The organism is uncultured Hymenobacter sp. (assembly GCF_964243305.1).
Lineage (GTDB): Bacteria > Bacteroidota > Bacteroidia > Cytophagales > Hymenobacteraceae > Hymenobacter.
The window spans coordinates 45,709-59,620 of the sequence record NZ_CAXTEF010000014.1 but is presented as its reverse complement, the minus strand read 5'-3'; the positions used below and the strand labels follow the sequence as shown (position 1 = coordinate 59,620).

Genomic DNA, 13,912 nt, shown 5'->3' with positions numbered 1-13,912 from the left:
CTTAATCCCCGCTGAACGAGCACTAACTATTAATTACTGCTCGTTTCGCGGCGATAGGATGCTTCGCAAGCTCAGCATGGCAAATAGTTTTAAACTGCCAGTTGGCTGCACCCGCGCACGTCGGAGTTATCCAACCGGCCCAGCACCTCAAAGCTGCCATCCTCGGCGTAGAAGCGGGCCAAATCCTGGGTGGCGAGGAACGCGCAGGAGTCCACGTTGGCCAGGTCGATGACGTTAATGGCGCCGTCAGGTCGGGTTTCGGACAGCTCGAACGGGTCGGCGGGGTCACGCAGCAGCAGGCGCAGCGGCGGCGGGCAGTGGAAGCGGCCTTCGCCCTTCGAGTAGGCCTGGGAAAGCAATTCGGTCATGCCGTATTCGGAGTGGATGCCGGCCGGGCCGAAGGCTCGTTGCAGCTCGGCGTGCAGCTCCTCCCGAATCATTTCGCGGCGGCGGCCCTTCATGCCGCCGGTTTCGAGCACCGTCAGGCCCAGCAGCTCCGGGCGGCCGGCGTAGGCAGCGGCGAAGTCGAGCAGGGCGTAGCTCACGCCGAAAAGCATTACCTTACGCGGTTGCGTTTGGCCGGGGGCGGGCTGCCGCGCCCGCCGCAGGGCGTCGAACAGGGCGGCGTGGTCGTGCAGGAAAAATGCCGGCTCGGTCTGGCCCGACGCCCGCACGAAGTCAGCCACCATCGCCACGAGCGAAGATTCGCCCTGCTCCAGATACGAGGGTAGCAGGGCCAGAAACGTATACCCGGCCAGCGGGCCATAGCTCAGCTCGAAGATGCGGCGGGCGTTGTGGCGGTAGAGCGCTGGCTCGCGCAAGCTGTGGCGGCTGCGCGCCTGGGCCTGGGTGGTGCCGGAGCTGCGGAAGGTTTCGGCCGGCGCCCACTCGTGCGGGTCGGTGCGCACGTCGTGGGTTTTGAAAAACTCGATGGGCAGGAACGAGATGTCCGTCAGGCTTTTGACGTGCTCAACACCGAAGCCGGGCCCGCGCAGCGCGGCCAGGTAAGCGGCGTAGGGCGGGCAGTGCGCGGCCTGGTAGCGGAACAAAGCCAGGGCCATATTCTGGAACGAAGCGGCGCTCAGGGCGGGCAACTGGCGCAGGTGCTGGGCGCGGAAACTCATTCGGGCGGCAAAGGGTTGGGGGAAGGCAACAAACTGCGGGCGGCTTCGTTGCAAAAAGCCTACTCTCGGGGCTACTGCCGGCCGCTGAAGGACAGGGCCGTAGGGCTGATTTCTGGTGTGTTCACTTAAAAAAAAACATGAATCTACTTCGTCCGTTTGCAGGCTTGCTGCTGGTGCTGGCCGGCCTGAGTGGTGCGCTGAGCGGCTGCTTGTCGGCGCCGACGTACCCGATTGAGCCGAGCATCGACTTCAAGGATTTAAGCGTGGTGCGCAGCTCGCCGGGCAGGGGAGTACCCACCGACACGTTTAAGATTACTATTGATTTCAAGGACGGCGACGGCGACTTGGGCCTGACGGCGGCCGAAATTGCCGCGCCACCTTACGACACCAAGAATCCGGATGGGTCATTTAACCCAAACCAGGAGTTCAACTACTACCTGCGGGTTTATCAGCGAGTGCCGCCCAGCACGCAGTTTGAGGAAATTATTGCGCTCCGAGAGTACAGCCACTTCCCCTTGCTCAACGGCTCGGTCGACGGCAAAACGTCGCCCCTGAAAGGCGACCTGACGTTCCGCCGCTTCTTTGCTTTCGGCTCGCCCTTCAATGCCGGCGACGAGGTGCGGTTCACGGTCAGCATCAAGGACCGGGCGCTGAACGAGAGCAACACCGTAACGTCGAGCACCCATGTAATGCTGCCGCGCTAACGAACTAAGCGGCCGATTCCCTACCCTCTCCTCCCAGCTTAAAGCCCCGGCCGCCCTGCCGGGGCTTTGGCGTTTTCCTACCCCCTGCGTTTTCTCCAAGGCCCCGCCAGCCCGGCGCTTTTCAATAGATGTCCTGGAAGCGCGCCGGCTCAGCTTCGCTCATTATTTCATACACTGTGTCGAACACATCCTCGGCGTTGGGCTTGCTGAAGTAGTCGCCATCGGAGCCGTAGGGCGGGCGGTGGGCCTGGGCAGCGAGGCAGCGCGGCGCTGAGTCGAGCAGGTGGTAGGCGCCCTGCTCGTCGAGCACCTGCTGCATCATAAAGGCGGTGGCGCCCCCTGGCACGTCCTCATCGGCGAAGAGCACGCGGCCGGTTTTGCGGAGGCTGTCGGCGATGACGTGCTGGGTGTCGAAGGGCAGCAGCGTCTGCACGTCGATGACCTCGGCGCTGATGCCGACTTCGGCGAGCTGCTGGGCCGCGTCGAGCACGATGCGGCACATCGAGCCGTAAGTGACGATGGTCAGGTCCTGGCCTTCGCGCAGGGTTTCGGGCTGGCCGAGGGGAAGGGTGAACTCGCCCACGTTGCGCGGAATGCGCTCCTTGAGGCGGTAGGCGTTCAGGCACTCGATGACCAAGGCGGGCTCGTCGCTTCGCAGCAGCGTGTTGTAGAAGCCCGCCGCCTGGGTCATGTCGCGCGGCACGCACACGTGCATCCCGCGGATGCTGCCCAGAATCATGCCCATCGGCGAGCCGGAGTGCCAGACGCCTTCGAGGCGGTGGCCGCGGGTGCGCACGATGAGCGGCGCCTTCTGCCCGCCCTTGGTGCGGTACTGCAAGCTGGCCACATCATCGCTCAGAATCTGAATCGCATACAGCAGATAATCCAGGTACTGAATCTCGGTGATGGGCCGCAGCCCGCGCAGCGCAGCGCCAATACCCTGCCCCACGATGGTGCACTCGCGGATGCCGGTGTCGGTCACGCGCAGCTCGCCAAACTTATCCTGCAAACCCGCAAACGCCTGGTTGACGTCGCCGATGCGGCCCACGTCCTCGCCGATGGCGAAGATGGTGGGGTCGCGCCGGAAGTTGGCCTCGAAGCAGGCTTGCAGCACCTCGCGGGCATCGACCAGCGGCGCGTCGGGCGCGAACTCGGCCTTGATTTCCGCGATGTTGCCCACCGCCTGCTCGCTCTGGCTGAAGAGAAAGGAGTTGTAGCGGTCAGCGTTTTCGGCCAAAACCTGCTCCAGGTGGCGCTGGGCAGCGCGGCGGGCGGGGGTCGGCGCGGTGTCGCGCACGTGGCGCAGGGCCCGCCGCAAAGTCCGCACGATGTCGGCCCGGATGGGGGTAGGGTTGACTTGCAGCTGGCTGACCAGCTCGTGCAGGGTGTTTTCGGTGCCGGTGGCGGCCACCAGCTCATTGAGCACCTTCACCGCCGCGGCGCGCTCCTGCTTGATGGGGTCGAAAAAGGCGGCCCAGGCGGCCGTGCGAGCCACTTTAATAGTTAGCGCGGCGTCTTTCTCAATCTGGTCTAGCTCGGCTTCAGTGGCGTGGCCGTCGCTGAGCAGCCACTCGCGCAGCTTGCGCAGGCAGTCGTGCGCTTCCTCCCAGCTCAGCCGGTCCTTGGACTTATAGCGCTCGTGCGAGCCGCTGGTGCTGTGGCCCTGGGGCTGCGTGACTTCCGTCACGTGAATGAGCACCGGCACGTGCTGGGCGCGGCAGAGTGCGGCGGCTTTCTGGTAGGTGTCAAACAATGCGGCGTAGTCCCAGCCTCTTACCACGAAAATCTCGAAGCCTTCCTCACCTTCGCCCTCGCGCTGCAAACCCATCAAAATCGCCGAGATGCTTTGCTTGGTGGTCTGATATTCGGCCGGCACCGAGATGCCGTAGTGGTCGTCCCAAACCGACATCAGCAGCGGAATCTGGAGCACGCCGGCCGCGTTCAGGGCCTCGAAAAACATGCCCTCTGAGGTGCTGGCGTTGCCGATGGTGCCAAACGCGACCTCATTGCCGTGGTTGGAAAACTGCGTGAACTGGTGCAGCTCTGGGTTCTGGCGGTAGAGCTTCGAGGCGTAGGCCAAGCCCACGAGGCGCGGCATCTGGCCGGCGGTGGGCGAGATGTCGGCGCTGGAGTTTTTGCTGGCAGCCAGGTTTTTAAACTGGCCGTCCTCATCCAGCAGTCGCGTGGCGAAGTGGCCGTTCATGGCGCGGCCGGCGGTGGCGGGCTCCGCCTCCGCATCAGCGTGGGCGTAGAGCTGGGCGAAGTACTGCTGCCAGGTCAGCTCGCCGCTGGCGACCATAAACGTCTGGTCGCGGTAGTAGCCGCTGCGAAAGTCGCCGGCCCGAAACGCCCGCGCCATCGCCAGTTGCGGCACCTCCTTGCCATCGCCGAATATCCCAAACTTGGCCTTGCCCATGAACACCTCCTTGCGGCCGGCCAGCGAGGCGTGGCGCGACTCCCAGCCGAGCCGGTAGTCGTGCAGCAGGTCGGTTTTGGTCAGGGGCAGGGGTAGGGCGGGTGGGGCGGCAGTTTCGGTGGGCAGCATGGGGCGTTGGGAATGAAGAATGAGGAATAAAGAATGAGGAATCGCTGCCTGAGTAGCTCTTCATTCCTTATTAAAGCAAAGCGTTCGGGCAAACAAAAATACGAATTCCGGTTCGGGTCGGGGGTAGGACGGCCGAAGCGTTATATTTGTCCTATCCAGTCTCTGCATTCTGCCAGTCCGGGCGCGGCGGCGGGCCGGGCGCCTACCCCCTCTCAACATCCCCAACCCTCCTTAACTTGCTTCGCCATGAAAAAACTCGCCTCTCTTCTCCTGCTGCTACTCAGCGGCGGCCTGGCCGCCCAGGCCCAGGGCGTGCTCACCTTTGAGCGCGACGCCCACGACTTCGGCAAGGTGCCGGAAGGCACGATGGCCACCCACGAGTTCAAGTTCAGGAATACCGGCAATCAGCCCATCGTTATTGCCACGGTGCAAGCCTCCTGCGGCTGCACCACGCCCGACTGGACCAAGACGCCGGTCCTGCCGGGTAAGTCGGGCATGGTGCGCGCCGTGTACAGCAGCGCCGGCCGGCCCGGCGTATTCAACAAAACCGTCACCATCACCAGCAATGCCACCGAGCCCAGCAAGGTACTCACCATCAAAGGCGCGGTGCTGACCAAGGACGAGCTGCGGCCGACGCTTACGCCGGCCCAGCTGGCCGCCTCGCCGCGCCTCGTGCTCGACCGCCCGGCGCATGATTTCGGTAAAATCGAGGCCGGGCAGCAAACCACTACCCGCCTCACCGTGCGCAACGCCGGCCGGAGTTCGCTTGTGCTCGGCGCCCTGTCCTCACCCTGCTACTGCGTGGGCTACAAGGCCGTGCCCGCCGCCATCGCCCCCGGTCAGAGCCAGACCATCGAGCTGATTTATAATCAGCGTCAGCTCGGCGCGGCCACCGACGTGGTGACCATCGCCTCGAATGACCTCAATGGCGACGCTAAATTGACGCTAAAGGCCATGATTGTCAAGGACCTGGTGAGCGGTAGCATGGTCAAGGAAAGCGGCACGTCGGTGCCATTTAAGTAGATTCAGTTCTTCCTACCAGTTACTTTCTGCCGTTTCATTATCCTGTCACCAACCACGATGAAGAAACGTTTCGCGTACTTGGTGGGGGTAGGGTTGGGAGTCGCAGTGCCGCTCAGCAGCTGTCAGCAGGATGACGACTCCGCGGGCGCGCTGCTGAACCGGCGCTGGAGGCTGACCGAAGTAGACGGCACAGACCTGCGCGTTTCGAGCTATTCATTGGATTATGACTCCTATCTTCAGTTCGCCGGGGCGGGCAGCGAGCTACAAGGTCAGGCGTCGTGCCACCGTCTCAGCGGCTCGTTTATTGTATCTGATAAGCAACAGCTGACCATCACCCGGCTGAGCCCGACGCGGAGCAGCTGCGCGGTTCAGATTTTCTCCGGCCGCTATTTGACCGCCCTGCCGCAGATTACGCGCTACGAAATAGCAGGCCGCACGCTCCGGCTCTACGATGCCTCGGCGCCGAAGCCGCGGCTGGTTTTCGAGGCGGCGCCGTAGCCCACGCGCGGCGCGACGGGCCGAAAAACCGGCCTTTTTCGTTACAGCCCAGAAATACGTCACGGAAAGCCCTTGCCGCTTTGGCAGGGCTTTTTCGTTCGCTGCACGTCTCGCCGCAAGCCGCAAGCCACCCTTTGCCGATTCGTTATTCGCATGAATACCCCTACCCCCCCTCCCGCAGCCGAAGGCGCCGCCTACCTGGCCCCCGTCGGCGCCCGCATCGGCCACGTCCATTTGCAAGTCACCGACCTCGACCGGGCGCTGGCCTTTTACCAGGGCGTGCTGGGCTTCGAGGTGATGCTGCGCTACGGCGACCAAGCCGTGTTCTTGTCGGCCGGCGGCTACCACCACCACATCGGGTTGAACACCTGGCACAGCCGCGGCGGGCACCCCGCCCGCCGCGAAGGCGCGGCCGGCCTCTACCACGCGGCCATTCTCTACCCCACCCGCGCCGATTTGGGCCGGGTGCTCGGCCGCCTGCAAGCGGCCGGTTATCCCCTGGCCGGCGCCGCCGACCACGGCGTGAGCGAGGCCCTCTACCTGGATGACCCCGACGGCAACGGCCTCGAGCTGTACTGGGACCGGCCCCAGGCCGAGTGGCCGCGCGCGGCCGACGGCGGCGTGGCGATGTATACGCGGGCGCTGGACGTGGCCGGGCTGCTGGCGGCCGGCACCTGATTTCCTACCCCCCTCCGTCAGCTGGGGGGGTAGGGATGACCGGGGGCGCGTCGTATCTTTGCGGCCCCATTATCAACCCTCATTCCCATCCCCTTCAGCCATGCTAATCGGCGTTCCCAGCGAAATTAAAAATAATGAAAACCGCGTGGGCCTCACGCCCGCCGGCGTGGCCGAGCTGCGCAAGCACGGCCACACGCTGCTCGTGCAGCGCGGCGCCGGCGAGGGCAGCGGCTTTGCCGACACGGAGTATGAGGCAGCCGGCGCCACGCTCCTGGCGACTATCGCCGAGGTGTACGGGCAGGCCGAGATGATTATCAAAGTCAAGGAGCCGATTCAGGAAGAGTTCAGCCTGATTAAGGAAGGCCAGCTGCTGTTCACGTATTTCCACTTTGCCTCCGGCGAGGAGCTGACCCACGCGATGGTGGAGCGCAAGGCCATCTGCCTGGCCTATGAGACTGTGGAGCTGCCTTCGCGGGCCCTACCCCTGCTCATTCCGATGAGCGAAGTAGCCGGCCGCATGGCCCCGCAGGAGGGCGCCAAGTACCTGGAAAAACCCCTCAAGGGCCGCGGCATCCTGCTCGGCGGCGTGCCCGGCGTCAAGCCGGCCCACGTGCTGGTGCTCGGCGGCGGCGTGGTGGGCACGCAGGCGGCCAAGGTGGCGGCGGGCTTGGGCGCGCAGGTCACGATTATGGATATCAGCCTGACCCGCCTGCGCGAGCTGGACGACATCATGCCCAAGAACGTGATGACCGTTTATTCCAACGAGTACAACATCCGCGAGGCCATTAAAACCGCCGACCTCATTGTGGGCGCGGTGCTCATTCCGGGGGCCAAAGCCCCGCACCTCATCACCCGCGATATGCTCCGGACCATGCGCCCCGGCACGGTGCTCGTGGACGTGGCCGTGGACCAGGGTGGCTGCATCGAAACCTGCCGCCCCACGACCCACGAAGACCCAACCTTCATCATCGACGACGTGGTGCACTATTGCGTGGCCAACATGCCCGGCGCCGTGCCCTATACCAGCACCCTGGCCCTGACTAACGCCACGCTGCCCTACGCCGTGAAGCTGGCCAACCTGGGCTGGCAGGAAGCCTGCCGCCGCGATGCCGCCCTGCGCCTGGGCCTGAACGTAGTGCACGGCGAGGTCGTCTACAAGGGCGTCGCTGACGCCTGGGGCCTGCCCCTGGTAGACGTCGAAACGGTGCTCGATGGCGTGGCTGCTTAAGTTAGAAGAAGTTAAGAGTTAAAAGTCAAAAGTCCTTCTGGCGTAGTGCTGGAAGGACTTTTTGCTTAGCCTCCTTAACAGCAAATTTTTAACTCTCAACTTTTAACTTGATTCCCTCGCTTCTGCTCTTATTGCGCCGGCTGCTGCTGCTGATGGGCTTCTACACCCTGCTGCGGCTGGGCTTCTACCTTTCCAACTACGCTACTTTCCGCGGCATCGACCTGGGGCCGGTACTGCTGGCGTTCGGGCACGGGTTTCGGTTCGACATCTCGGCGATTCTGATGCTGAACCTGCCCTTCATGCTGCTCTCGGTGCTGCTGCCACTGCAGTGGCGGGCCGGACAGCAGGGCTTGCGGGCGCTGTGCGTACTGCTGCAAACGCCTGGTTTCGCGGGCAACATCCTGGACTGGGAGTATTTCAAGTTTATCGGCCGCCGCACCAGCAACGAGCTGACGACGGTGGGCACGGAGGTCGGTAATCAATTCGGCAATTTTTTAATCAACTACTGGGCCTTGCTGCTCCTGTGTCTGGGGCTGCTGGCCCTGCTGTGGCGGCTATTTCCAATGCCGGTCCCGCGGAAGTTAAAAGTTAAAAGCTATGAGTTGAAAGGTGAGGCGTCAGGGTCAGAAGTCAGCCAGGAAGGCCTGTTGGCCCGCGCTGGGCTTCTAACTTTTAACTCTCTTTTAACTTTTTCCCTGAAGCTACTGCTCGTCGCCGGCCTCACCATTCTCGGCATTCGGGGGGGCTGGCAACTCAAGCCGCTGCGGCCGGGCACCGCGTTTCAGCAGACGCCGACGGTGCTGGGACATTTGGCGCTGAACTCAACGTTCACTTTAATCAAGGGTTTTGATGCAGAAGTAGTTGAGCGAAAGCAGTACTTCCCTAACCAAGCGGCGCTGCGCGCCGCCCTGCGAATCCCTACCCCCCCCGCCCGCCCCAAAGCCCCGCTGCCGGCGGCCACCAACGTGGTGCTGCTGCTGCTGGAAAGCTTCGCCTCCGAATACACGGGCGTTGAGAACGGTGGCCAGGGCGGCTATACGCCGTTTTTCGACTCGCTGGCCACGGCGCCGGGCAGCGTACTGCTGCGCGAGAACTACGCCAACGGCCGCCGCTCCATTGAGGCGCTGCCGGCCGTGCTCGCGGGCCTGCCCTCGCTGCTGGACACGCCCTTCATCACCTCGCCTTTCCAAACCAACGAGCTGCACGGGCTGGCCGAAACCCTGGGCCGGCGCGGCTACGCCACGGCCATCTACCACGGCGGCGCCAACGGCACGATGGGCTTCGATATGTTCAGCGGCCTGGCCGGCGTGCAACGCTACTATGGCCTGAACGAATATCCCGGTGGGGCCGGCTCGCCGGACTACGATGGCCACTGGGGCATCTTCGATGAGCCTTATCTGCAATACTTTAACCAGCAACTAAGCCGGACCAAAGAGCCGTTTTTCGCCACGGTCTTCACGCTCAGCTCCCACGAGCCGTTTGCCCTGCCCCGGCAGTACGCCGGGCGTTTCCCCAAGGGCACGCTGCCCATTCACCCCACCATCGCCTACGCCGATTTGGCTTTGCGGCGCTTTTTCCAGGCCGCCCGCCGGCAGCCGTGGTTCGGCCACACGCTGTTCGTGCTCACCGCCGACCACACGTCGCAATCCGACCATCCCGACTACCAAAATCCGCTCGGCGCCCAGAAAACGCCCCTGCTGCTGCTGGCCCCCGGCCGAACCTTGCCGCCCCTGACCGACCCGCGCCGCATCAGCCAGCAGGCCGACGTGCCGGCCACGGTGCTGGACCTGCTGCTGGGCCCGCCAGCCGGCCGCGCGGCCGGGCTGCCCTTCGGTGCGTCGGTGTTCGGGCCGGGGCCGGGCCGGGCACTGTTTCGCAGCGGCGAATCTTACTTTCTGGTGCACCCCGACTTCGTGACCGAGCTGACGGCCGATAACGTGGTGCGCCTCTATCCCTACCGCACCCATTTCATGCCCCACGAGCCGCTGGCCAACCCCGACCCCGCCAAGCTGCGGCAGTACGGCGACGAGCTGCGGGCCTGCGTGCAGCTGTATGTAAATGGACTGGTTGATAATAAGTTATACAAATAATGTAGCGTGAACTCTGCGAGTCCGCGTGGAGGCGGCGTTATTCCGGTGTCGTTCGGGTGTCGTTCCCGCGCGGACTCGCAGCGTCCACGCTACGCCCCAAACGGCGGGATTTCCGCCAGCCGCTCGTTCGTCCCGGCCTCGAAATCAACCCGCCAGCAATAGTGCGTCAGCCCATTGGTAAGTAGCAGCAGCGGCGCGCCCACGGTCTGGTTATACGTGGCGGCCTGCCGCACCACGGCGGCGTCAATCTTCACCGCCGGAGCCTTGCACTCGACCAGCAGCAGCGGCTGTCCTGCCGCGTTCATAGCCAGCAAATCGGTACGCTTGAGGCGCTGATTGTAGCGCAGGCCGCGCTCTAGCACCAGCAGGCCGCGCGGGTAGCCGCGGTGCGAAATCAAGTAGTGCACCACGTGCTGGCGCACCCACTCTTCAGGCGTGAGCACGACGTGCTTGCGGCGCAGCGCGTCCCAAATCAGGGGCTGGTTCGTGGCCGATTGGCTAAGTTTGGCCTCGAAAGGCGGCAGGTCGAGCAGGGGAAAGTCGGACATGGGACGGGAAAACGCAAAGTAAGCCCCGCAAATTTCGGCTGGTTTCAATTCCCTACCCCCCCTTCCCCGCGCCAACCCCCGCTGGCCCGCCCTCCCATTTCCGGCTAACGTCCACCTCAGCCCGCCTTCCCAACCGCGGCCACCCATTGCTCATTCACTCATTCCCTACCCCATTGAAAACTAAGGCTGATATCGTCGAAAACTGGCTGCCGCGCTACACCGGCGTACCGCTTAAAGAGTTCGGGCAATATATCCTGCTCACCAACTTCATCAACTACGTCACCATGTTTGCCGAGCAGTTCGGCTGCGAGATTCGCGGCCTCGACAAGCCCATGCAAACGGCCACGGCCAACAACATCACCATCGTCAACTTCGGCATGGGCTCGGCGATGGCGGCCACGGTAATGGATTTATTATCAGCTATTAAGCCCAAGGCGGCGCTCTTCCTGGGTAAGTGCGGCGGCCTTAAATCCAAGACTAAGCTCGGCGACCTGATTCTGCCCATCGCCGCCATCCGGGGCGAAGGCACGTCGGATGACTACCTGCCGGCCGAGATTCCGGCCCTACCCTCGTTCCGGTTGCAACGGGCGGTGAGCAGCATGATCAAAAAGCACGAGAAAGACTACTGGACCGGCACGGTGTACACCACCAACCGCCGCGTCTGGGAGCACGACGAGAAATTCAAGGAGTACCTGCGCCAGATTCGGGCGATGGCCGTGGACATGGAGACGGCCACGATTTTTGTGGTCGGCTTCATCAACGAAATTCCCCACGGCGCGCTGCTGCTGGTTTCGGACAACCCGATGACGCCCGAGGGCGTGAAAACCGCCGAGTCGGACTCGAAGATTACCGCCGGCTACGTGCGCACGCATCTGCAAATCGGGATTGATTCGCTCATCGAACTGCAAAACTCCGGTGAGTCGGTCAAGCACATGCGGTTTGAGTAGGGGTAAGCGGCATTTTTGCTTGCCGCTTACTGGAAGAACGTCATGCTGAGCTTGCGAAGCATCTTGCGCGGTTAACTAACTTAATCGTTGCAGAAGCTGATTACTTCCCTTGGCAAGATGCTTCGCTGCGCTCTGCATGACGGTCTTTTTTACCTCACCCACTTTGATGAAACCGCTTTGCCTGCTGCTCAGCACCTTGACTGCCTGCGAGCGGGTGAAAGACGCGGCCAAAGCCACGGTGCACAAAACCGGTGAGGTTGTGGGCAGCTCGGCTACGGTGCTGGCCGATGGCGTGGCCACCGGCGCCGCGCGCGCGGCGGCCCGCGGCGAGTTGAGTGCGGCTTTACGTGGGCGCGGCTTGCAGCTAGGCAAAATCAGCACCGGCCCGGCTGCTGTCCCTACCCCCTCCGCGCCCACCGACCCCGGCCTGTCGGCGCGCCCAACTACCAACCGGCTGACGCTGTACGTCATCTTTAACCAAGTCTTTGCCGATACTATCACGGTCCGGCTCTTCACCTCGGAAAACCTTGAATATGGCCGGCGGCGCGTGTTTTTGCGCGGCCACCGCGACGAGGCCCGGCCCGTAGACGTGGTATTCGACCCGCGCACCGACTTTGAGCTGGGCACGAAGGTCGTGGTTGAGTAATTTTTCGTCATCATCATGACCACCCGAATGCTCTTGAAAACGCTGCTGGCGGCGCTGCTGATATTTGCCCTGCCGGGCGCCGGCCTGCGTGCCCAAACCACGCTGCTCCAAAACGCCGCCAGCCGGCGCGTGCTCAGCCTCAACGGCCGCTGGAACTACATCATCGACCCCTACGAAACCGGCTTTTACAACTACCGGCGCGAGGCCTTCGACCAGTCGCCCTCGGGCAAGGGCGGCTACTACGACAATCAAAAACCCAGCTCCAGGCAGGAACCCGAACTGATTGAGTACGACTTCGACCAGTCGGCGACCCTCACCGTGCCCGGCGACTGGAACTCGCAGGACCCCAAGCTCTTGTACTACGAAGGCAGCATCTGGTACAAGAAAAGTTTTGCCCTGACACCCAAGGCCGGCCGGCGCTATTTTCTGTATTTCGGGGCCATCAACTACGAGGCGCACATTTACCTCAACGGCAAAAAGCTGGGGATGCACCGCGGCGGCTTCACCCCAATTCAGTACGACATCACCGAGCAGCTCAGCCCGAGCGGCGACAACTTCGTCATCGTCAAGGCCGACAACACCCGCCACGCCGAGGCGGTCCCGACCGTCAACACCGACTGGTGGAACTACGGCGGCCTCACCCGCGACGTGTACATTGCCGAAACGCCGGCCACCTACATTGCTGATTATCAGCTGCAACTAGCCAAGAATGACCCTGGCACGCTGGCTGGCTACGTGCAGCTTAGCGGCCCGGCCAAAGCCGGGCAGACCGTGACGCTCAGCATCGCCGAGGCCGGCATTAAGCAGCAGGTGAAGACGGATGGCGAGGGCCGCGCCACGCTGCGCCTGCCGGCGCGTAAGCTCCAGCTGTGGTCGCCCCAGAATCCCAAACGCTACGCTGTGCGCCTGAGCACCAGCGCCGATGCGGCGCAGGACCAAATCGGCTTTCGCACCATTCAGACGCGGGGCCAGGACATTCTGCTCAACGGCAAGTCGGTTTTTCTGCGTGGCATTTCCATGCACGACGAAAATCCGCTCATTCCCGGCCGGGCGCGCGGCGAGGGCGACTTGCGGATGCTGCTCACCTGGGCTAAGGAGCTGGGCTGCAACTACGTGCGCCTGGCCCACTACCCCCACAACGAGCTGATGCTACGGCTGGCCGACGAGATGGGCCTGCTGGTCTGGGCCGAAGTGCCGGTGTATTGGACCATTGCCTGGGAAAACCCCACCACCTACCAGAACGCTGAAAATCAGCTCACTGACCTCATCAGCACGGGAAAAAACCGGGCCAGCGTGGTGGTGTGGTCGGTCGGCAACGAGACGCCGCTTAGCGAGCCGCGGCTGAAGTTTATGACCAGCCTGATTAAAAAAGCCCGCGCCCTGGACGACACGCGCCTGATTGCGGCGGCCCTGGAGCTGCACCGCGAGGGCAACACGGCCATCGTGGACGACCCGCTGGGCGCCGAGCTGGATTTGGCCAGCTTCAACGAGTACGCCGGCTGGTACTGGAACGATAAGCCCAGCGACCTGCCTAACTACACCTTCCGCATCAAGTACGACAAGCCGGTCGTGGTCAGCGAGTTCGGCGGCGACGCGCTGGCCGGCTACCACGGCGACGCCAACACCCGCTGGAGCGAGGAGTACCAGGAAGCGCTGTATCAGCAGCAGCTGCGAATGCTGAGCAAAATCGCGGGCCTGCGCGGCCTGACGCCCTGGATTCTGACCGATTTTCGCGCCACCCGCCGCCAGCACCCCGTCTATCAGCAGGGCTTCAACCGCAAGGGCCTGATTTCGAGCAGCGGCGTGAAGAAAAAGGCGTTTTTCGTGCTTCAGGAATACTACCGCCAGCAGGCGCTGAAGTACGACGGCAAGTGAGCCAGC

General features: G+C 63.3%; 12 protein-coding genes. 9 read left to right on the top strand and 3 right to left on the bottom strand.

Going from position 1 to position 13,912, the window contains the following annotated elements; genetic code table 11:
• Positions 1-89: 89 nt before the first annotated feature.
• Positions 90-1,124: an acyl transferase gene (locus tag ACFE70_RS10310; RefSeq protein ID WP_375417657.1), complete on the bottom strand. Its 1,035-nt coding sequence runs from the start codon at positions 1,122-1,124 to the stop codon at positions 90-92.
• A gap of 137 nt (positions 1,125-1,261) precedes the next feature.
• On the opposite strand from ACFE70_RS10310, the gene ACFE70_RS10305 reads away from it, so the two are divergent.
• On the top strand, positions 1,262-1,828 hold the full coding sequence (locus tag ACFE70_RS10305) for a hypothetical protein (RefSeq protein WP_375417656.1): 567 nt from the start codon (positions 1,262-1,264) through the stop codon (positions 1,826-1,828).
• 121 nt (positions 1,829-1,949) lie between these two features.
• Here ACFE70_RS10305 and ACFE70_RS10300 read toward each other — a convergent pair whose 3' ends face one another.
• Positions 1,950-4,373: a thiamine pyrophosphate-dependent enzyme gene (locus tag ACFE70_RS10300; RefSeq protein ID WP_375417655.1), complete on the bottom strand. Its 2,424-nt coding sequence runs from the start codon at positions 4,371-4,373 to the stop codon at positions 1,950-1,952.
• 246 nt (positions 4,374-4,619) lie between these two features.
• Between ACFE70_RS10300 and ACFE70_RS10295 the strand changes: the two genes are divergently transcribed.
• The 5 genes from ACFE70_RS10295 (at position 4,620) to ACFE70_RS10275 (ending at position 9,890) form a co-directional block, all read left to right on the top strand.
• Positions 4,620-5,396 carry a DUF1573 domain-containing protein gene (locus tag ACFE70_RS10295; RefSeq protein ID WP_375417654.1) on the top strand — a complete coding sequence of 259 codons (777 nt, stop codon included), beginning with the start codon at positions 4,620-4,622 and terminating at the stop codon, positions 5,394-5,396.
• 57 nt (positions 5,397-5,453) lie between these two features.
• Complete coding sequence (locus ACFE70_RS10290; RefSeq protein ID WP_375417653.1) at positions 5,454-5,894, top strand: META domain-containing protein; 441 nt, start codon at positions 5,454-5,456, stop codon at positions 5,892-5,894.
• Between the two features lie 153 nt (positions 5,895-6,047).
• Positions 6,048-6,572 carry a VOC family protein gene (locus ACFE70_RS10285; RefSeq protein WP_375417652.1) on the top strand — a complete coding sequence of 175 codons (525 nt, stop codon included), beginning with the start codon at positions 6,048-6,050 and terminating at the stop codon, positions 6,570-6,572.
• 100 nt (positions 6,573-6,672) lie between these two features.
• Complete coding sequence (ald, locus tag ACFE70_RS10280) at positions 6,673-7,800, top strand: alanine dehydrogenase (RefSeq protein WP_375417651.1); 1,128 nt, start codon at positions 6,673-6,675, stop codon at positions 7,798-7,800.
• Between the two features lie 107 nt (positions 7,801-7,907).
• On the top strand, positions 7,908-9,890 hold the full coding sequence (locus ACFE70_RS10275) for an LTA synthase family protein (protein ID WP_375417650.1): 1,983 nt from the start codon (positions 7,908-7,910) through the stop codon (positions 9,888-9,890).
• Positions 9,891-9,979: 89 nt separating this feature from the next.
• Here the strand turns inward: ACFE70_RS10275 and ACFE70_RS10270 are convergent, their stop codons facing one another.
• Positions 9,980-10,438: a type I restriction enzyme HsdR N-terminal domain-containing protein gene (locus ACFE70_RS10270; RefSeq protein ID WP_375417649.1), complete on the bottom strand. Its 459-nt coding sequence runs from the start codon at positions 10,436-10,438 to the stop codon at positions 9,980-9,982.
• Between the two features lie 173 nt (positions 10,439-10,611).
• Here ACFE70_RS10270 and ACFE70_RS10265 point away from each other — a divergent pair, with 173 nt between their 5' ends.
• From ACFE70_RS10265 to ACFE70_RS10255, 3 genes are all read left to right on the top strand, one after another.
• Positions 10,612-11,385 (top strand): AMP nucleosidase, encoded by a 774-nt coding sequence (locus ACFE70_RS10265; RefSeq protein ID WP_375417648.1) that lies wholly within the window; start codon positions 10,612-10,614, stop codon positions 11,383-11,385.
• Between the two features lie 163 nt (positions 11,386-11,548).
• On the top strand, positions 11,549-12,031 hold the full coding sequence (locus ACFE70_RS10260; protein WP_375417647.1) for a hypothetical protein: 483 nt from the start codon (positions 11,549-11,551) through the stop codon (positions 12,029-12,031).
• A gap of 15 nt (positions 12,032-12,046) precedes the next feature.
• Positions 12,047-13,906 (top strand): glycoside hydrolase family 2 protein, encoded by a 1,860-nt coding sequence (locus ACFE70_RS10255; RefSeq protein WP_375417646.1) that lies wholly within the window; start codon positions 12,047-12,049, stop codon positions 13,904-13,906.
• Positions 13,907-13,912 lie beyond the last annotated feature (6 nt).

What these genes read in the sequence shown, in the direction of transcription:
- ACFE70_RS10310 (WP_375417657.1), bottom strand. Translation starts at nt 1,124, where the DNA reads ATGAGTTTCCGCGCCCAGCACCTGCGCCAGTTGCCCGCCCTGAGCGCC.
- ACFE70_RS10305 (WP_375417656.1), top strand. Translation starts at nt 1,262, where the DNA reads ATGAATCTACTTCGTCCGTTTGCAGGCTTGCTGCTGGTGCTGGCCGGC.
- ACFE70_RS10300 (WP_375417655.1), bottom strand. Translation starts at nt 4,373, where the DNA reads ATGCTGCCCACCGAAACTGCCGCCCCACCCGCCCTACCCCTGCCCCTG.
- ACFE70_RS10295 (WP_375417654.1), top strand. Translation starts at nt 4,620, where the DNA reads ATGAAAAAACTCGCCTCTCTTCTCCTGCTGCTACTCAGCGGCGGCCTG.
- ACFE70_RS10290 (WP_375417653.1), top strand. Translation starts at nt 5,454, where the DNA reads ATGAAGAAACGTTTCGCGTACTTGGTGGGGGTAGGGTTGGGAGTCGCA.
- ACFE70_RS10285 (WP_375417652.1), top strand. Translation starts at nt 6,048, where the DNA reads ATGAATACCCCTACCCCCCCTCCCGCAGCCGAAGGCGCCGCCTACCTG.
- ald (WP_375417651.1), top strand. Translation starts at nt 6,673, where the DNA reads ATGCTAATCGGCGTTCCCAGCGAAATTAAAAATAATGAAAACCGCGTG.
- ACFE70_RS10270 (WP_375417649.1), bottom strand. Translation starts at nt 10,438, where the DNA reads ATGTCCGACTTTCCCCTGCTCGACCTGCCGCCTTTCGAGGCCAAACTT.
- ACFE70_RS10255 (WP_375417646.1), top strand. Translation starts at nt 12,047, where the DNA reads ATGACCACCCGAATGCTCTTGAAAACGCTGCTGGCGGCGCTGCTGATA.